The following is an 18,900-nucleotide window of genomic DNA, read 5'->3' on the forward strand; positions in this document are numbered from 1 at the left end:
ATGGCTGCGATGTTCGAGACCCCGGCTTCCCTTGTCTCTCCTTCTTCTTCCTTGCCGCTCAGCCCGGAGCAGCGTGCCGCCTGGGCCCAGCACGGGGAGCATGCCGCGACCGGCGCGCCCAGGCTCGTGCTGCTGGCCGATCTTGAAGGCGAGCTCGATGCGGCGCGCCTGGAGGCCGCGGTGCAATCGGTCGTGCGGACCCACGGCGCCTTGCACGCGGCGGTGTTGCAGGTTCCCGGCTTCCGTGGCCTGCGGCAACAGCCGCGCGATGCGGCGGCGGCGCTGCCGCATTGGCACAGGGTCGACCTTCGCGGTGGCACCAACAGCGCCGACAGCGCGGCCGCGCTGGCCGACTGGACCGCCGGCTGCACGCAGGCGCCGCTGGACGTTGCAAGCGGCGCGCTGCTGCGCGTCGGCCTCGCCCGGATCGGCGAAACGCGGCACAAGCTGCTGCTGGCAGCCAGCGTGTTCGCCGCGGACAAGGGCAGCCTGCAGTGCCTGCTGGACCAGGTGGCCACGGCCTACCTGACGGGGCAGGCCGTCGATGCGGACGAGGTCTTTCAGTACGCGCAGTTCGTCGAATGGCGCCAGGACCTCGACGGCGCCGAAGAAGCGGCCGAAGGGCGCGCCTACTGGCGTGCGTGCATCGAGCGTGCCGGCGTGCTGCAGGCGCCACGGCTGAACACCCGCATGGACGGCGTGCGCGAGGCCACGCCGGCGGGCGTGCGAACTCGCATCAGCCACGCGCTGCCGCTGGACGCCGGCACGCTCGATGCACGCACGCAGGAAGTGGCCGGGCAGAACGGGTGCGACACGGCGCTGCTGATGCAGGCCGTGTGGTGGCTGCTGCTGGCGCGGTTGACGGGCCACCGGCCGTTCGTTGCCGGCTGGCAGAACGATTGCCGGCGCAACTACGAAGTGATGCAGGGCGCCGTGGGTGTGTTCGAGAAGATCCTGCCGATGGTCGTGGACATCGCGCCCGAGGAGCGGTTTTCGCACTGGCTCGCGCGGCTGGGCGCAACGCTCGATGCGCACACCGAGGCGCAGGAGTACTGGGCGATCGATGCGCCGCCGATGTCCGCGCACCTCGACGTGGGGTTCACCTTCGACGAGGCGCCGGTGCGGCTGCAGGGCGGCATGGCGTGGCGCGTGGAGGCCGCGCCGGGGCCGTCACCTTGCTTCGAGCTGGCGCTGCAGGTCGGGCAGGCCGGACAGCCCGGGCAGGGGCTCTCCCTGCGCGTGCATGCCGATGCCGCGCACCACTCGCCGCAGTCGCTGGAGCGGCTGCTGTGGCAGTACGCCACCTTGCTGGCGAGTGCCCTGGCGCAGCCGCATGCGCCGGTCGGCGGTCTTGCGCTGGTCGGCGAGCGCGAGCGCGAACTGCTGCTGCGCGCGGCCCATGGCGCGGTGGCCGACTTCGGAACGCTCACGCTGGCCGAGCAGGTCGCCGGCTGGGCGCGCACGGCGCCGGACGCGCCCGCGCTGGAGGCCGGCGACCTGCGGCTGAGCTACCGCGAATTCGATGCGCGGATCGACCGCATGGCGCACGGCCTGCGGGCCCGGGGGGCCGTGGCCGGCACGCTGGTGGCGCTCGACCTTCCGCGCTCGGCCGACCTGCTGGTGGCGATGTTCGCGAGTTGGCGCATCGGAGCGGGCTACCTGCCGTTGGACCCCGAGTGGCCCGCCGCCCGCCGCCAGGCCGTGCTGGAAGATGCCAGGCCGTCGCTCGTGCTCCATGCCGCCGGGCCGCTGCCGGCCGGCCCCGTGCCGTGGCGGCAGGTTTCGCTGGATGCCATGGACGACAAGGACCTCGACGGCGCGGCCGGCAGCGTGCCGGCACACCGGCCCGCGATGCAGGACCTGGCCTATGTGCTCTACACCTCGGGCTCGACCGGCACGCCCAAGGGCGTGGTGATCGAGCAGGGCCAGCTGCTCAACTACGTGGCCGCGGTGTCGTCGGCCATGGACCTGGGCCGGTGCCGCCGCTGGGCGCTCACCAGCTCGGTCGTCGCGGACCTGGGCAACACGGCGCTCTTCAGCGCGTTCCACCACGGCGCCTGCCTCGTCGTGGCAGGACCGGGCGACGTGAAGGACGCGCGCGCTTTCGCGGGCTTCATGCGCGAGCGCCGCGTTGACGCGCTCAAGATGGTGCCCTCCCACCTGGAGGCCCTGCTGGAGGACGAGGCGCCGCAGCTGCCCGCCACGCTGGTGCTGGGCGGCGAGGCCGCACCGCGCTCGCTCATCGAGCGCATCGCCCGGCTTGCACCGCAGACCGTGGTCTACAACCACTACGGCCCCACGGAAACGACGGTGGGCGTGATGGTGCACCGGGTGTCCGCAGGCGGGGCGGCCGTGTCCGCGCTCTCGGGCCCGGCTTCGGTGTTGCCGCTGTCGCGCGTGCTGGCGAACAACCGCGTCCACGTGCTGGACGAGGCCTTGCAACCGGTGCCGGCCGGCGCGCTCGGGGCGGTGTACGTCGGCGGCGCGCAGCTGTGCCGCGGCTACCTGAACCGGGAGGTGGAGGGCGCCTTCGTCGCCGATCCGTTCCTGCCCGGGCAAAGGCTCTACCGCACGGGCGACCTGGCGTGCGTGCTGCCCGAGGGGGGCCTGCGCCTGGCGGGACGCGCCGACGACCAGGTCAAGGTGCGGGGCTTTCGCGTGGAGCCGGCCGAGGTGGAGGCGGTGTTGCTGTCGCAGCCCGGCGTGCGGCAGGCCGTGGTTGTGGTTCTGGCGCCGGCCGGCGGCGTTGCCGACGCCGAGCTCCGGGCCTTCGTCGTGCCCGACGCGGCGCTCGCGTCCGAAGCCGGACGTGCGGCGCTGACGGGGCAGCTGGCCGCGCTGCTGCCGGCGCACATGGTGCCCGCGCGTTGCACCTTCGTCGCGCAGTTCGCGCGGCTGCCGAACGGAAAGATCGACCGGCAGTCGTTGCTGGCCGCGGCAAGCGCCGACGAGCGGGGCGCGGGCACGGTGGCCACGGCGGTGACGGCGCCGCCGCGTGACGCCCTTGAATCGGTGCTGGCCGGGTGCATGGCCACGCTGGTCGGGCGCGATGCCATCGGCGTGGAAGACGACTTCTTCGAACTGGGCGGGCACTCCCTGCTGGTGATCAAGCTGGTGGCGCGCCTGCGCAAGCTGCTGCGCGTCGATGTGGCGCCGGGGCTGGTGTTCGACCATCCCTCGGTCGCCTCGCTGGCGGCGGCGCTTCGGGCGATGGAGGGCGCGGACGCCGAGCGAATGGAAACGAGTGCGCGCGCGCACGAAGAGGCCCGGCGCCAGGATGCGCCCGGCGCATGAGCGGCGGGTTGCACATGCACATGCACAGGAACGGTTCGACATGCAGGATGGAACAGCGATGAACGGCACCCACGCGGCGCAGCGGATTTCGGCAATCAACGACGGGGCGCGCAGCGAAGGGTGGGAGGTCGACGACGGCATCCGGCACCGGGTTTCCGACGGCGACGAGGTGCCCTTGTCTCCCGCGCAGGAGCAGCTCTGGGTCCTGCAGCGCCTGGCGCCGGGGCTGACGGCCTACAACCTGCCGCGCAGGTTCAGCCTGCACGGCCCGCTGGACGCGGATGCGCTGGAGCGTGCGTTCCAGGCCCTGATCGATCGCCACGGCATCCTGCGCACCCGCTTCTTCGAGAAGGACGGCGTGCCCATGCAGCAGATGCTGCGCAACGCGGCATTCGTGCTGCAGCGCGTCGACCTGTCCGGGCAGGCCGAGGCCGGGCGGCAGGCGCGCGCCGACGCGCTCGCGGGCGAGACGGCGCTGCATGTGTTCGACCTGGAGGCCGCCCCCGCGCTGGTGGCGCGCTTGATCAGGCTGTCCGAAGACACGCATGTGCTGGCGGTCTGCCTGCACCACATCGTGTCGGACGCCTGGTCCAACCCCCTTCTGTCGGCGGACCTCGCGTCGGCCTACCGGCTGGCATCGGCGTCGGGCGCGGCCGTGCGGCTGCCGGCCTTGCCGGTGCAGTACGCCGACTACGCGCTGTGGCAGCGCGAGCGCCTGCAGGGCGATGGCCTGGCCACGCAGCTGAACTACTGGAACGCCCACCTGGGCGCCGACGTGCCGCCGCTGGAGCTGCCGCTCGATGGCACACGTGCGCCGCGGCAGACCTTCAGCGGCGCCGTGCATCGCTTTGCGCTGGAGCCCGCGCTGGCGGCGGCGCTGCAGAAGTTCTGCCGCGCCGAGAAGTGCACGCCCTTCATGGTCCTGCTCGCGACCTGGCAGATGCTGCTGGGCCGGTACAGCGGGCAGAACGACTTTGCGGTCGGCGTGGCCAATGCCGGGCGACATCGGGAGGAGGTGCGCGACCTGGTCGGGTACTTCATCACCACGCAGGTGTTCAGGGCGCGCCTGGCGCCGCGCGCCACGTTGCGCGACATCTGCCGCGGGGTGCGGCGCGATGCGCTCGGCGCACTGGCGCATGCGGACCTTCCGCTGCAGACGCTGCTGGCCAGCCGCCACGAGAAGCGCGATGCGTCGCGCAACCCGCTGTTCCAGGTGATGTTCGGCGTGCAGATGAGCGACAGCGCGGCCGACCTCGCGTTCGGCGAGGCGCGCACGCAGCAGATCGGCGCGGACAGCGCGAGCGCCAAGTTCGACCTGTCGCTGGATTTCTTCATCGAGCCGACGAAGGCCCACGCGCAGATCGAATACAACACCGACCTGTTCGGCCAGGCCAGCGTGGCGCGGCTGGCGGGCTGGTACGTGCGCCTGCTCGGCGCGTTGACGCTCGATCCGGACCAGGTCTTCTCGGACGTCGACCTGTCGAGCCCGGCCGAGCGCTCGCAGCTGTCGGCCTGGGGCGTGAACGCGCGGCGCCACGACGACGCGCAGCCCGTGCACCGCCTGTTCGAGCGCCATGCAGCGCAAAGGCCGCTGGCGCCCGCGCTGGTGTTCGGCGAGCGCACGCTGAGCTACGGCGAACTCAACGCGAGGGCCAACCGCCTGGCGCATCGCCTGATGGCGCTGGGCGTGAAGCCCGAGGCCAGGGTGGGCATCGCGGTGGAGCGCTCCATCGACATGATGGTGGGCATCCTCGCGATCCTGAAGGCGGGCGGCGCCTACGTGCCGCTGGACCCGGGCTATCCGGCGGACCGGCTGGCCTACATGGCCGAGGACAGCGCCATCGCGCTGCTGCTGACGCAGTCGAGCGTGGCGGCGCGCCTGCCCTTCGGCCGGGCGCTGGCGGTGCTGGAACTGGACACGCCGGACTGCGACGCGCCGGAGCTCGACGCCTCGGGCCAGCCGGCCTGGCCCGCGCACGACCCGCAGGTCGCGCTGCATGGCGAGAGCCTGGCCTACCTGATCTACACATCGGGCTCCACCGGCAAGCCCAAGGGCGTCGGCATCGCGCACCGGGCGCTGGTGCAGCACGCGCAGGAGTCCGTGCGCTTCTTCGGCCTGACGCCGGCGGACCGCATGCTGCAGTTCTCGACGCTGAACTTCGACGGCTTCATCGAGCAGACCTTCGCGCCGCTCGTCGCGGGCGCCGCGATCGTGCTGCGCGGGCCGCTGCTGTGGGACAGCGACACCTTCTACCGCGAGCTCATCGACAAGCAGATCAGCGTGGCCGACCTCACCACCGCCTACTGGCTGCTGCTCGCGCAGGATTTCGCGCGGCACGGCGTGCGCTCCTATGGCGCGCTGCGGCAGGTTCATGCGGGCGGCGAAGCCATGCCGAGCGAAGGGCTCCATGCCTGGCGCACGGCGGGCCTGGGCGGGGTCACGCTGCTCAACACCTACGGGCCGACCGAGGCCACGGTCACCGCGTCGGTGCTGGACTGCGCGCCGTACCTGGAGGCCGGCCACGAACTGCCGCAGCGCATGCCGATCGGCGTGCCGCTGGCCGGGCGCGCGCTGCGCGTGGTGGGCGCCGATTTCAGCCCCGTGCCCCAAGGCGCGGTGGGCGAGCTGTGCATCGGCGGCGCGCTGCTGGCGCGCGGGTACCTGGGGCGCCCGGACCTGAGTGCGCAACGCTTCGTGGCGGACCCGTTCGACGACGCCGGCGGCCGGCTCTACCGCACGGGCGACCTGGTGCGATGGAACGCGCAGGGCCAGCTGGAGTACCTCGGGCGCATCGACCACCAGGTGAAGATCCGCGGTTTCCGTGTCGAGCTGGGCGAGATCGAGGCCAGCCTGCTGGCGCAGCCCGGCGTGCGCGAGGCGGTGGTGGTGGCCGGCGAAGGCCCTTCGGGCGCGCGGCTGGTGGGCTATGTGTCGGGGCACGGCCTCGACACCGCGGCACTGCGCCTCAGGCTCGGCGAGCTGCTGCCCGACTACATGGTGCCCGCGGCGCTGGTGGCGCTGGCGGCGTTGCCGCTGAACGCGAACGGCAAGGTGGACCGCAAGGCGCTCCCGGCGCCGGAGTTCGGGGTGGCGCAGGCGCCCGACGAGCCGCCGCAGGAGGGCGCGCAGGGCGCATTGGAGGCCGCGCTGGCCGCCATCTGGGCACAGGTGTTGCGCGTGCCGCGCGTGGGGCGCCACGACAACTTCTTCGAGCTGGGTGGCGATTCCCTCGTGGCGCTCAGGCTGCTGGCCAGAATCAACAAGTCACGTGTGCTGAGCGTGCAGATCGCGCTGCAGGACCTGCTCGAGAAACAGACGATTGCCGGGCTGGTCGCGCAGCTGGACATCGGCGCGCCGCCGCAGCCCGTCCAGTTGCTCAACGCACATGCCGGGCCGGCGCAGGCGATGCCGCTCTTTTGCGTGCCGCCCGCGCTGCGCCATCCGATCGACTATCGGCCGATGGCACGCCACCTGGAAGGCACGCGCGCCGTCTACGGCCTGAGCTACACCGACGACGTGGCCGCGCTGGATTCCATCGAGCAGATGGCGCGGTTCTACGTCGACGCCATCCGCAGGACGCGGCCGCAGGGCGCGGTCGGCATCGTCGGCTGGTCGCTGGGCGCGGTGGTCGCGGTGCATGTCGCCAGGCTGCTGGAGCAGGAGGGCGTCGACGTGGCCTTCCTCGGCATGATCGACAGCTTTCTTCTGGACGAGCGCTTCGATCCGCACGGCTGGTACCTCGACTTCCGGGATTTCGTGCAGGACACGGCCGACGCCCGCATGGGCCGCGAAGCCGTCGACGCGATGCTCGACCGCTTCGAGCCCATCCGCTCAGGCTCCGACGAGACCGTGCGCGACGCCGTCGAGCACATCGTGGCGGCGGCCGGCATGGGCATGCGGCCGGCCGACATCGTCCAGGGGATCGTGGCCACCCGGCGCATGAACGCGATCACGCAGAAGATCGGCGCGTTTCCGCGCCTGAACGTGGCGCCGCATTTCTGGTGGAAGAAGGGAAGGGCAGCCGCGGAGAAGACCGCGCTGCTGTCGCAGTTCGAGGGCGAGGCGCGTGCCTCGCTCGAGGTGGACGCCGACCACCACGGCATCGTGCGCAACCCTGCGCTGCTGGGCCAGCTGGATGCGGCCCTGCGCGATGCGCAGCTCAGGGATGCAACGGCCGCGGCTTGACGGTGGGCGCCGCATCCGTCCTGCGGCAGGCCCGCCGCATTCGTCATGCGGCGGGCTGCCGGCAGGTCAGAACTTGTACCGCGCCGTCAGGGTTGCCGAGCGGCGCGTGCCCTGGTAGCACTCGCCGTGGTAGCAGATCGCGTTGTACTTCTTGTCCGCCAGGTTGGAGACGTTGAGCGCAAAGCGCCACGGGCCGCGTTCGTAGTGCGCGGACGCATCGATGAGCGTCACGCCGCGTTCGAACGTGGTGTTCTGCTCGTCGTTCTGGCGCTTGCCGATGTAGCGCACGCCGCCGCCGAACCCCAGGCCGTTGCCCAGGGTGTAGTCGAGCCACACCGAGGCGGACTGCTTGGGCACCAGCGGCGGGATCTTGCCGACCTCGTCGGGGTCGAGGCTGGCGAGCACCTTCATGTCCAGCCAGGTGTAGGCGGCGGCAATGTTCAGGCCCGGCGCGATTTCGCCCTTGGCCTCCAGCTCGATGCCGCGCGAGCGCTGCTTGCCGGTCTGGCGTTCCTCGGAGGTCGCCGGGTCGGCGGTGACCACGTTGGTCTTGCGCAGGTCGAAGGCCGCGGCGGTGAACAGGGTGCGCGTGCCCACGGGCTGGAACTTGACACCCACCTCGACCTGCTTGCCGCGGCTGGGCTTGAAGGGTTCGCTGTTGACGTCCACACCGCTGTTGGGCAGGAAGGACGTGACATAGCTGACGTAGGGCGCCCAGCCGTTGCCCAGCAGGTAGGTCAGGCCCGCGCGGCCGCTGAACGCGCTGTCCGATTTGCGGGTGCGGGTGAAGTCCAGGTAGTTGTCGGTGACCTGGCGCACGTGGTCCTGGCGCCCGCCGAGGGTGACGACCCAGTTCTCGCCGAACTTGATCTGGTCCTGGGCGTAGAAGCCGGTCTGGCGCGTCGACTGGGACAGGTTGCTCAGCGGCTCGGTGGGCAGCGTCACGGCCTGGCCGTAGACGGGGGCGAACAGGTCGAGGTCGGGGGCCGCGCCGATGAAGCGGCGCTGCTTGCCCTTCTGGTCGCTGTAGTCGACACCGAGCAGCACCGTGTGCTCGACGGAGCCGTAGCGCAGCTTGCCCTGGACGTTGGTGTCGAGCGCGGCCAGGTCCACGGGGTCGTTCCAGGTCCTGGCGATGCGCGCGAGCGTGTGCTGGTCTTCGCCGAGGGAGTCGGCCCAGACCACGCGCCGGCTCAGGTCGATCTGGCTGTAGCGGAAGTTCTGGCGCAGGGTCCAGCTGTCGTTCAGTGCCGTTTCGAAGCGGTAGCCGACGGCGCTCGACGTCTGCTTGAGCTGGCCGAAGCTGTGGTCGCCCACCTTGATCGGGTAGAGACGGTAGTTCTGCGTGAGGTAGTAGGGGTCCTCGCCCGTGTTGTTCCTGAGGAATTCGCCGAAGACGGTCAACGAGGTGGTGGCATTGGGCTGCCAGCGCACGGAAGGCGCGATGTAGCTGCGCGTGTGGTTCAGCTTGCGCCCGTCGGGGTAGCGGTCCTGGTCGTTGCTGTCCAGGCTCACGCCGACCAGGCGATAGCTCAGGTCGGTGTCGTTGCCGATCTGGTCGCCCAGGTCGAATGCCAGTTGCTTGCGCTGGAAGCTGCCGTACTGGAGCTCGAGTTCGCGGACGCGCTCGCCGTTGGCCAGCTTGCTCACGCGGTTGACGATGCCGCCCGCGTCGCCCTGGCCGAACACCATCGACGCCGGGCCGCGCAAGACCTCCACGCGCTCCAGCCCGTAGGGCTCGGTCAGGTAGTAGGTGGGGCCGAACGGCGGCTGGGCGAGGCCGTCCCTGAAGACGCCGTAGGTGGTGGCGAAGCCGCGCAGCAGGATGTACTCCCAGCCGCGGTTGTCGGGGCCGTACATGCCGGTGGTGACGCCCGGCGTGTAGCGAATGGCCTCCATGACGTCCTGCGCGCCGCGCGCGTCCATTTCCTCGCGGCCGATGACGGAGATCGACTGCGGCACCTCGAGCACCGGGGTGTCGGTCTTGGTGGCCGTGGCGGTGCGCCGCGCCGCATAGCCGGGGAAGGGGCCGGTCGGCGATTCGTCGGCGTTGGCCACCACCTGCACGGCGGGCAGCGTGTTCTGGGCGCCGGAAATGTCGGCGGCGCGGCGCACGGCGAAGCCGCCGTTGACGGTGCGCGTGGCTTCCAGCGAGGAGCCGGCGAGCATCTGGCGCAGGGCCTGCTCCACCGTCAGCCTGCCTGCCACGGCGCGCGAGCTCGTGCCGGCGACCACGTCGCCCGCGGCGAACACCTGCACGCCGGTCTGGCGCGAAAACTCGTTCAGCGCGGCGCCCAGGGCCTGCGACGGCACTTGAACGTCGAACACCTGTGCCACGGCCTGGCCGGACGCCTGCGCTGAAGCCGGGGGGGCCCAGGCGGTGAGAACGGAACCGAACGCCGCGGCGAGCGCGGCGTTCAGCAGATGTTGACGAGGCAGGGGACGCATAGAAGAACAACTCCAGTTTTTCGAATGACGACGTATTCACATTAAGGTGCGGATGCCGGCCCGGTTTTCGGTCCTGGTCCGGTCGCTGGCGCATCTATGAGTAAGACGTTCGAACTCATCAAACAGAGACACCCCCTCGCCGACTTTTTTCAAGCGCGCCCGCCGGCGATGGGTTTTTCAGGTCTGGAGCGCTTCGGGCTGCGGCCTCGGCTGCAGCGCCGGACCCGCCGGCGTGGCCAGCAGGGCGCTGCCGATCTCGCCAGTCCTGAGCGAGGTGACGGACAGCAGCGTGTCGCTCAGCCCATGCGAATCCTCGCAGGCGCCCTGCAGGTAGATGGCCGGCTGGAAGCCCGGCGCGGCCAGCACGCGGTAGTGCCGGTCGACCTCGTAGCCGCCCAGGTAGCCCGCCAGCGGCGCGAGCAGCGCCTTGTGGTGCTCCCGCGCGTAGCCGGTGGCGAGCACCACGGCGTCGTAGCGCACGGTGTGCTCGCGCAGCGCGTTCTGGTCCCACAACGCCAGGTGCACGCCCTGGCCGTCGGCCGTGACGTTGCGGATGTCGTGCCGACGCAGCAGGCGCAGGCGGTTGCCGCCGGTCACGCGCTGCTGGTAGAAGGCCGCGTAGATCTGCTGGATCAGCGCCAGGTCGGCCACCGCGTAGTTGGTGTGCCAGAACTCGTCGAGCAGCGCGGCGCGCTCTTCGCCGGAGCGGCTGAAGGTGTAGTCGGTGAACTCGGCGTTGAAGATCTCGTTCACGAAGGGGCTGTCGTCGGCCGGGCGGATCGAGCGTGCGCGCGTGACGAGGTCGACCTGCGGCGCGCCGGGGCGGCCCTGCAGGTCCATGAAGATCTCGGCCGCGCTCTGCCCCGCGCCCACCACGGCGATGCGGCGCGCGTGCGGCAGCTGTGCAATGTCCTGCAGGTAGCTGCTCGAATGAAAGACGCGCGGGTCGTTCCGCAGGGCGCGAAAGCCGTCGGGAATGTTGGCCGTACCGCCAATGCCGACCACCAGGTTGCGCGTGAGCCGCTCGACCAGCTTGCCCGCATGGTTGCGCGAGCGCACGCGCAGCAGCGCCACCTCGCCGCCCCTGTCCTCGGGCAGCACCTCGAACACTTCTTCGCCATAGGCGCAGGCGTGCTCGAACTGCTCGGCCGCCCACGAGAGGTAGTCGTTGAACTCATGCCGGCTGGGGAAGAAGCTCTTCAGGTTGACGAAATCGGTCAGCCGGCCTTTTTCATGCAGGTAGTTGATGAAGGTGAAGCGACTGGTCGGGTTGCGCAGCGTGGCAAGGTCCTTCATGAAGGAGATCTGCATGTGCGCGTGGTCCAGCAGCATGTGCGGGTGCCAGGCGAAGCTCAGCTGCTTCTCGATGAACATCGCATCGAGCGGCCGGCTGGCGGGGCGCTTTTCCTCGAGCGCGATGGCCAGGGCGATGTTGGACGGGCCGAACCCGATCCCGACCAGATCATGGACGTGTGGCATGGAAATCAACTCCTGTGATGGAGGGCGGCGCGCCGCGTGCGGCGGCCTGCCCTGGGCCGTGTGTAAGAAGACGCCCGCCGGCGCCGGATGTTCACGCGGGCACGGTCTCGGCCATCAGGGCCAGGCCTTGGTGGAGCGCGGGGAACAGGCTGCGGTTGAAGTTGTTCCAGCGCAGCTCGAGGATGGTGTCCGCGGGGTCGATGTCGGTGCCCAGCACGTCGAAGATCACCTCGCCGGAATCGATGCCGGTGTCCACGTAGTGGAAGGAGGCGCCGGTCTTGAGCACCGGCTCGACCGCGACCGTCTCGCGCGTGCGCCAGTCGACCACCCGCTGGCCCTTGGCGCCGTACAGCGCGTCGAGCGTGGCCCAGGCGCCGCGCCGCTCGAAGGGCGACCCCAGCCGCGTGATGCCCGGATGGATGTTCGCGATGCGGCGGAAGAAGGGGCTCTCGGGCCGTGCCAGCTTGTCGAGGATCACCAGCAGGCCGTCGAGCACGACGATGTCGGCCTCCAGTGCGTGGAGCCGGTCGAGCAGGCGCTGCTCGAACTCCTTCTTGCCGGCGGCGCGCTCGGTCGCCGCGTCCAGCGGCAGCCGCCGGTAGGTCGAGGGCACGCCGTGGAAGATGTCGTTGACGCGGCGGCCCTGCACCTGGAGCCCGGCGGGAAAGATCCACTGGCGCGAGGGATCGAAGCCGAAGCCGTAGTCCTGCAGGGCCTCGCGGTCGCGCGGCGAGCCCTCGTCGTCGTCGAACAACACCGCCTCCAATGAGCAGGCGTCGCCCAGCGGCGTGTGGTCGAGCGCTTCGGCCAGGTACTCCAGCGGCGATTTCATGTAGCGCCGGCCGCCCTTGTAGTCGATGTGCTGGCCGGCCTTGTCGGCCGCCGCATTCCTCAGGGACATGATGTAGACGAGTTTTGCCTTGGGTACGGTGGACATGGATATGCGCCTGGTGGTGGGTGGAAGAAGGTCGGGCCGGGTGGCGGTGTCAGCGGTGCGCCGGCGACAACGGGCAGGCGCCGCAGTAGCCTTCGCGCGGCAGCAGGTGGAAGAGGCAGCATTGGCGGTGCAGCTTCACGGTGCGTTCGCCGTGCTCGCCGCCCCGGGCGTCTTCGCCTGCATCGGCGCCCACGCGAATTTCGCGCTGCGGGCCCGGCAGCGGGTTGGTCCATGCCGCTTCGCCCGCCGGGCCGCGGGCCGGCCAGGCGGCGGTGTGCAGCAACTGCCGCCTGTCGTCGGCGATGGGCGTCGCTGCGCCGGTCAGCGCCAGCGCCTGGTCGAGCACCGGCTCCAGGCTGCGCGCCGCATTGCCCCACAGGATCTTCACCGGCACGCCCGCCAGGCTGCACAGCGCCGAGAACAGCGGCGCCAGGTGGTGCCGCAGCAGCGCCGAGTAGCGTGCCCCGGTGGTCTCGCCGGGTTGCGGCCGGCCCAGCTCGCGGATGTGAAAGCTCAGCGGATGGGCGTGCGGGCCCAGCCGCACCCACACCTGGTGGGCGGCCATGGGAAATCCGTGTTGCAGCACGCTGGCGGCGGCCGCGACCGGCGGCATCAGCAGGCCGAGGTAGCCCAGGCTCCAGGCCGAAGCCACGGCGCGCAGGTCCTTGCCTTCGACCCCCAGGTGCGACGCATGCAGGCGCAGCATGCGGCCCAGCAGCTCGGGCGAGTGCACCAGGTCGGCCACGCGCAGCGCGTCCGCGGGCGGTTGCGGCGCGCACTGCAACGCCTCGCCGTGCGGCGCCAGGTCGCCCCGGAACAAGGGCTCCAGCAGGGCGATCATGGCGCCGTGGGGCGAAGGAGCGCGCGGGCGGCGCTGCGATTTGCAGGAGGCATGAAGCTAGGACGGTTGGGCTGCGCCGGTGTTCATGCCGCCGTGCTTCGAACGCGGCGTGAACATTTGCGGCTGCCACCCGTCTAGTGGGTACAGGCGGCCGTTGCCGCCTCCATCCGTTTTGCTCCGGCGGCAGGCTTGCCCGCGCCGCCGGACCCCAGTCGCCTGCGGGCGGAAAGAGTTCTTGCATGACCACTGCCCCCGCTGCCGACGGCGAGTTCGCACGCCTGCTCAAGCCGTTCCTGCCGTGGATCCTGCTCTCGGCGGTCACGGGCATCGGCGCGGGTGCGGCCACGGTCGCGCTGCTGAGCACCATCAACCAGGTGCTCAACCGGCAGGGCGGCCTGTCAGGCGGCCTGCTGCTGAGCTTCATCGCGCTGTGCGCGGTGGCGCTGTTCGGGCGCATGGTGTCCGATGTCTCCACCAACTACGTCGGCCAGCGGGTGGTCGCGCAGGTTCGCAAGAGCCTGGCGCAGAAGATTTTGTCGGCGCCGATCGACGCGCTGGAGCGCTACCGCACGCACCGGCTGATGCCCGTGCTGTCCCAGGACGTGGACATGGTCAGCGACGTGGCGTTCGCGCTGGCCGCCACGCTGATCGCCTGCGTCACCGCGCTCGGCTGCCTGGGCTACCTGGCGTACCTGTCGCTGCCGCTGTTCGGGGTGCTGGTGGTGGCGCTGGCCATTGGCGCGACGGTGCAGGCCATGGCGCAGATCCGCGGCGTGAACGGTTTCTGGAAGGCGCGCGAGCATGAGGACCAGCTGCACAAGGCCTACCGCGCGATCAGCGAAGGCGCCAAGGAGCTGCGCATGCACCGCGTGCGCCGCCAGCGCATGTTCGGCGGCCAGGTCGAGCGCATCGTCGACAACATCCGCAAGGTCAACGGGCGTGCGATCAATACCTTCGTCATGGCCACGGCATTCGGCTCGGGCCTGTTCTTCCTGCTGATCGCGCTGATCCTGGGCTGGGCCTCGTTCCGAGCGACCGAGCCCGCGGTGCTCAGCGGCTTCGTGCTGGTGCTGTTGTTCCTGAAGGGGCCGATGGACCAGATCGCAGGCGCGCTGCCGGCGGTGGGCCGGGCGCGCGTCGCTTTCCGGCGCATTGCCGACCTGTCGGCGCGCTTTGCCACGCCGGAGCCGCACCTGCACGTCGGCCACGCCGGCAGCGAGCTGAAGTTCGAGCACGAGATCGCCCTGCGCGGCGTGCGCTACGCCTTCGATGCGCCCGAGGGCGGCGAGGCCTTTGCGCTGGGGCCCATCGACCTGCAGCTGCGCCGCGGCGAGATGGTGTTCGTGGTGGGCGACAACGGCTCCGGCAAGACCACGCTCGTCAAGCTGCTGCTGGGCCTGTACGCGCCGCACGAAGGCGAGGTGGCGATCGACGGCACCGGCGTGGGCCCCGAGCGCCGCGACGACTACCGCCAGCTCTTCACCACGGTGTTTTCCGACTTCTACCTGTTCGAGGACCTTGCCGCCGGCCCGGACGAAGCGCAGGGCGAGGCCAGCATGCAGGTGCTGCCGCAACGCGCCTTGCCCTACCTGGAGCGGCTGGAAATCGCCCACAAGGTGAGCCTGAAGAACGGCGCCTTCACCACCACCGACCTGTCCACCGGCCAGCGCAAGCGCCTGGCCCTGGTGCACGCCTACCTCGAGGGACGCCCGGTGCTGGTATTCGACGAATGGGCCGCCGACCAGGACCCGACCTTCCGCCACCTGTTCTATACCGAGCTGCTGCCCGAGCTGCGCGCCAAGGGGCACCTGCTGGTCGTGATCTCGCACGACGACCGCTACTTCCACCTGGCCGACCGCGTCATCACCATGCACGCCGGGCGCATTGCGCACGACCGGCCGCGCGGTCACCTGGAGAGCCTTGCCGCATGAGCGACGACCCGCAAACTCGAGAGACGCACCGCCCGGTGTTCATGTCGCAGTTGCGCGCCGCGCGGATCCGGCCGTCCGTGGTGCGGCTGTGCGTGCTCCAGACGCTGGCGGACGCGGGCAGCGAATGGCAACGCGGCGAAGAGGTGTTTCGCCGCATGCTGCTGCGCGGCACCTCGGCCAGCCTGACCACGGTCTATCGCATCCTCAAGGAGTTCGAGCATTCCGGGCTCATCGAGCGCGAGTGGGCGCGCAGCCGCGGCGGGGCGCTGGCGGTGTTCCGCTACGTGGCGCCCGGCGCCCATGCCGACGCCACGAGCGTGCGCATGCGCTGCAGCGGATGCGGCAGTTTCACCGAGGTGCAGGACCGCGAACTCCAGGAGGCGCTGATGCGCGTGGCCCTGAGCAAGGGCCTGCCGCCGGCGGGCACTTTCGACGTGCAGATCCACGGTGCCTGTTCGTCCTGCCAGCACCCGCGCGTGGAGGCGTCACCGGGCGAGGACCGGTTGTCGCGCGAACCCGGCAAGCTGCTGCCGCTGGCGGGCTTTCGGGCGCGTCCGCGCACGCAACGTATGGCCGCTTGACGAGGAGCAGGCATGAGTGATGTGCGTCAAGGCGGCTGGGGCCGCCCGGTGGTTGCCGTGCTCCTGGCGTGCCTTTGCGCGGCGGCCGGCGCGGGGCTGCTCTGGGGGCGCGGCGAGCCCGCGGACGTCGATTCCGTCCCGGTGTCGCGCGGCAGCATCGAGTCCAGCGTCACGGCGCTGGGCGTGCTGCAGCCGCGGCACTATGTGGATGTGGGTGCGCAGGTGTCGGGGCAGATTCTTCGGTTGCACGTGCAGCCGGGCGACGTCGTCAAGCGGGGGCAGCTGCTGGTGGAAATCGACCCCAGCGTGCAGCAGGCCACGGTCGATGCGGGCCGCGCTTCACTCGCGGGGCTGCGCGCACAGCGCGACGACCTGCAGGCCCAGCACCTGCTGGCGCAGCAACAGCATGCGAGGCAGCGCCAGATGGCGGCGGACGGCGCCACGCGCGACGAGGACGTTCAGGCGGCGCAAGCCGCGCTGGCGTCGGCCGGCGCGCGCGTGCGACAAGTCGGGGCGCAGATGGCCCAGACGCAGGCCACGCTGAAGGCCGACGAGGCCCGCCTCGGCTACACGCGCATCTATGCGCCGATGGCAGGTACCGTGGTGTCGGTGGAGGCGCGCGAGGGCCAGACGCTGAACGCGACCTACCAGACGCCGAACGTGCTGCGCGTGGCGGATCTGTCGTCGATGACGGTGTGGTCCGAAGTGTCCGAGGCCGACGTGCGGCGCATCGGGACCGGCATGCCGGTGTACTTCACCACGCTCGGTGAGAGCCGGCGCCGTTGGCAGGGCCGTGTGCGGCAGCTGCTGCCCGCGCCGCCGGTGCCGGAGAACAAGGCGGGCGGCGACAGCGGCGCCAAGCCCTCCGGTGCGGCGAGCAAGGTGGTGGTCTACACGGCCCTGTTCGACGTCGACAACGCCGACGGCGAGCTCATGCCGCAGATGACGGCCAAGGTGGCCTTCGTCGAACACGCCGCGCAGGACGTGCTTTCGGTGCCGCTGGCCGCGCTGGTGCCGGTCGCCGGCAGCACCGACCTTTTCACCGCGCGCGTGCTGCGCCCCGACGGCAAGGTCGAGGCACGGCAGCTGCGCATCGGCGTGCGCAACCGGCTGTCCGCCCAGGTGCTGGAAGGCGCGCAGGCAGGCGAGCGCATCGTCATCGCCAAGGCCGCGAAGCCATGACGGGCGCGCCGCACGCGCCCGGCGGTGCGCCGCGGCCGCTGATCGAGCTGCAGGACATTCGCAAGTCGTACGGCGGGCGCCGCGACCGTGACGGCAAGGAGGCCCGGGCGGGCAGCCCGGCCACGACCGTGCTGCATGGCATTTCGTTGCGCCTGCACGCGGGCGAGTTCGTGGCCATCGTCGGTGCCTCGGGCTCGGGCAAGTCGACGCTGATGCACATCCTGGGTTGCCTCGACCGGCCGAGCGCTGGGCGCTACCTGTTCGACGGCCAGGACGTGGCCGGCTTCGATGCCGACGCGCTCGCCTGGCTGCGCCGCGAGGCCTTCGGCTTCGTGTTCCAGGGCTACCACCTGGTGCCCAGCGAGTCGGCGCGCGAGAACACCGAAATCCCGGCGCTCTACGCCGGCATGCCGGAGGCCGAACGGCGCGCGCGCGCCACCGCGCTGCTCGAACGGCTGGACATGGGGACGCGGCTCGACCACCGCCCGCACCAGCTGTCGGGCGGGCAGCAGCAGCGCGTGGCGATCGCGCGGGCGCTGATGAACGGCGGGCGCATCATCCTGGCCGACGAACCCACCGGTGCGCTCGACTCCAGGAGCGGCGCCGAAGTAATGGCGCTGCTGCACGAACTGGCGGACGCGGGCCACACCATCATCCTCATCACGCACGACCGCGCGGTGGCCGCGCAGGCACGGCGTGTCATCGAGATCCGCGACGGGCGCATCGTGGCGGACTCGGGTGAGCACACCGGCGCGGGCGCGGGCGCTGTCGCCGCCGCGCCTGCGCCGGTCTTCGCTCGCCCCTGCGCCACCGCCGGCGCATCGTTGCCGGCCGATGTCCGCGAGGCGACACGGGCGGCCTGGCGCGTGATGTGGAGCAACAGGTTTCGCACCGGGCTCACGCTGCTGGGCATCGTGATCGGCGTGGCCTCGGTCATCGTGATGCTGGCGGTCGGCGGCGGCTCGCAGCAGAAGGTGATGGCGCAGTTCGAGACCTTCGGCACCCGCACCATGTTCGTTTCCACGCAAGCCGCCAGCCTGCGCAACCCGATTGCGCCGCTCACGCTGGACGACGCGCTGGCCATCCGGGCGTTGCCCAATGTCGAAGGCGTTGCGCCCTACATCGAGGACAAGGTGGTCGTGCGCCGCGGCAACGTCGACCACCTCACGGAAGGCGGCGGCGCCACGGTCGATTTCTCGGGCGTGCTCGGCTGGGGCGTGAGCCGGGGCGTGATGTTCGACGCCGAGGACGAGCGGCGGGTCGCCAAGGTCGCGGTCATCGGCGAGACGGTGCGCAAGCGCCTGTTTCACGACGGGCAGGACCCGCTCGGCCAGGACATCCTGGTGGACAAGGTGCCGTTCCAGGTCGTCGGCGTGCTGGCTTCCAAGGGTGCCACCAACGGCGAGGACCAGGACGACCGGGTGGTGGTGCCGCTGTCCTCGGCCGCCACGCGCGTCTATGGCCATCCCAACCCGACATGGATCGCGGTGCAGGTGCGCGACATCGACAAGGCGCAGGAAACGGCGACCGCCATCGAGGCGCAGCTCGAGCGGCAGCAGGCGGGGCGCAGCGTGCTGATATGGAACCGCGTCGAGGCGCTGCGGGTGCAGACCGAGACCGCGCGGGCGATGACGATGATGCTGGGCCTGATTGCGGTCGTGTCGCTGGTGGTGGGCGGCATCGGCGTGATGAACGTGATGCTGATGACGGTGCGCGAGCAAACGCGCGAGATCGGCATTCGCATGGCGACGGGCGCTCGCCAGCGCGACATCCTGCGCCAGTTCATGACGGAAGCAGTGCTCGTGACCTCGGTCGGCGGCACGGTCGGCGTGGCCGCGGGGCTGGGCATCGTGGTGGCGCTGATGCTGGGCGGCGTGCCGGTGCGGTTCTCGCTGCCGGCGAGTGCCGGCGCGTTCGGTTGCGCGGTGCTGACGGGCCTTGTCTTCGGGTTCATGCCGGCGCGCAATGCCGCCCGGCTCGATCCCGTCGTGGCGCTGGCGGGGGAGTGAGCGTGCGGCTTC

10 protein-coding genes are annotated in these 18,900 nt (G+C 70.9%); 6 read left to right on the forward strand and 4 right to left on the reverse strand.

Going from position 1 to position 18,900, the window contains the following annotated elements:
* Entirely contained in the window at positions 1-3,294 is a 3,294-nt protein-coding gene (locus tag AC0IYU_RS16505) for a non-ribosomal peptide synthetase (RefSeq protein WP_472118910.1), read from the forward strand.
* Positions 3,295-3,352: 58 nt separating this feature from the next.
* Positions 3,353-7,480, forward strand: coding sequence for an amino acid adenylation domain-containing protein (locus tag AC0IYU_RS16510; RefSeq protein WP_472118913.1), 4,128 nt, complete (start codon positions 3,353-3,355; stop codon positions 7,478-7,480).
* A 66-nt stretch (positions 7,481-7,546) separates the two neighbouring features.
* Here AC0IYU_RS16510 and AC0IYU_RS16515 read toward each other — a convergent pair whose 3' ends face one another.
* From AC0IYU_RS16515 to fhuF, 4 genes are all read right to left on the reverse strand, one after another.
* On the reverse strand, positions 7,547-9,928 hold the full coding sequence (locus AC0IYU_RS16515; protein ID WP_472118916.1) for a TonB-dependent siderophore receptor: 2,382 nt from the start codon (positions 9,926-9,928) through the stop codon (positions 7,547-7,549).
* A gap of 177 nt (positions 9,929-10,105) precedes the next feature.
* Complete coding sequence (locus AC0IYU_RS16520; RefSeq protein WP_472118919.1) at positions 10,106-11,407, reverse strand: lysine N(6)-hydroxylase/L-ornithine N(5)-oxygenase family protein; 1,302 nt, start codon at positions 11,405-11,407, stop codon at positions 10,106-10,108.
* Between the two features lie 91 nt (positions 11,408-11,498).
* Positions 11,499-12,344 carry a N(5)-hydroxyornithine transformylase PvdF gene (locus AC0IYU_RS16525; RefSeq protein ID WP_472118922.1) on the reverse strand — a complete coding sequence of 282 codons (846 nt, stop codon included), beginning with the start codon at positions 12,342-12,344 and terminating at the stop codon, positions 11,499-11,501.
* 49 nt (positions 12,345-12,393) lie between these two features.
* A complete protein-coding gene (gene fhuF / locus AC0IYU_RS16530) occupies positions 12,394-13,185 on the reverse strand; it encodes a siderophore-iron reductase FhuF (RefSeq protein WP_472118924.1) in 792 nt (263 codons plus the stop codon).
* Positions 13,186-13,424: 239 nt separating this feature from the next.
* Between fhuF and AC0IYU_RS16535 the strand changes: the two genes are divergently transcribed.
* Genes AC0IYU_RS16535 through AC0IYU_RS16550 form a run of 4 tightly spaced genes read left to right on the forward strand, consistent with a single transcriptional unit; the run spans position 13,425 to position 18,888 of the window.
* Entirely contained in the window at positions 13,425-15,116 is a 1,692-nt protein-coding gene (locus tag AC0IYU_RS16535) for a cyclic peptide export ABC transporter (protein WP_472118926.1), read from the forward strand.
* Positions 15,113-15,697: a Fur family transcriptional regulator gene (locus AC0IYU_RS16540; protein WP_472118929.1), complete on the forward strand. Its 585-nt coding sequence runs from the start codon at positions 15,113-15,115 to the stop codon at positions 15,695-15,697. The genes AC0IYU_RS16535 and AC0IYU_RS16540 overlap by 4 nt, the downstream gene beginning before the upstream one ends.
* 12 nt (positions 15,698-15,709) lie before the next feature.
* The gene (locus tag AC0IYU_RS16545; RefSeq protein ID WP_472118932.1) at positions 15,710-16,879 is read left to right on the forward strand and encodes an efflux RND transporter periplasmic adaptor subunit; all 1,170 of its coding nucleotides are present in this window, start codon (positions 15,710-15,712) and stop codon (positions 16,877-16,879) included.
* The gene (locus AC0IYU_RS16550) at positions 16,876-18,888 is read left to right on the forward strand and encodes an ABC transporter permease (protein WP_472118935.1); all 2,013 of its coding nucleotides are present in this window, start codon (positions 16,876-16,878) and stop codon (positions 18,886-18,888) included. Before AC0IYU_RS16545 ends, AC0IYU_RS16550 begins: the two co-directional genes overlap by 4 nt.
* The last annotated feature ends 12 nt before the right edge of the window (positions 18,889-18,900 follow it).

The organism is Variovorax sp. AC103 (assembly GCF_979254005.1).

What these genes read in the sequence shown, in the direction of transcription:
- AC0IYU_RS16545 (WP_472118932.1), top strand. Translation starts at nt 15,710, where the DNA reads ATGAGTGATGTGCGTCAAGGCGGCTGGGGCCGCCCGGTGGTTGCCGTG.
- AC0IYU_RS16505 (WP_472118910.1), top strand. Translation starts at nt 1, where the DNA reads ATGGCTGCGATGTTCGAGACCCCGGCTTCCCTTGTCTCTCCTTCTTCT.
- AC0IYU_RS16510 (WP_472118913.1), top strand. Translation starts at nt 3,353, where the DNA reads ATGAACGGCACCCACGCGGCGCAGCGGATTTCGGCAATCAACGACGGG.
- fhuF (WP_472118924.1), bottom strand. Translation starts at nt 13,185, where the DNA reads ATGATCGCCCTGCTGGAGCCCTTGTTCCGGGGCGACCTGGCGCCGCAC.
- AC0IYU_RS16535 (WP_472118926.1), top strand. Translation starts at nt 13,425, where the DNA reads ATGACCACTGCCCCCGCTGCCGACGGCGAGTTCGCACGCCTGCTCAAG.
- AC0IYU_RS16515 (WP_472118916.1), bottom strand. Translation starts at nt 9,928, where the DNA reads ATGCGTCCCCTGCCTCGTCAACATCTGCTGAACGCCGCGCTCGCCGCG.
- AC0IYU_RS16540 (WP_472118929.1), top strand. Translation starts at nt 15,113, where the DNA reads ATGAGCGACGACCCGCAAACTCGAGAGACGCACCGCCCGGTGTTCATG.
- AC0IYU_RS16550 (WP_472118935.1), top strand. Translation starts at nt 16,876, where the DNA reads ATGACGGGCGCGCCGCACGCGCCCGGCGGTGCGCCGCGGCCGCTGATC.
- AC0IYU_RS16525 (WP_472118922.1), bottom strand. Translation starts at nt 12,344, where the DNA reads ATGTCCACCGTACCCAAGGCAAAACTCGTCTACATCATGTCCCTGAGG.
- AC0IYU_RS16520 (WP_472118919.1), bottom strand. Translation starts at nt 11,407, where the DNA reads ATGCCACACGTCCATGATCTGGTCGGGATCGGGTTCGGCCCGTCCAAC.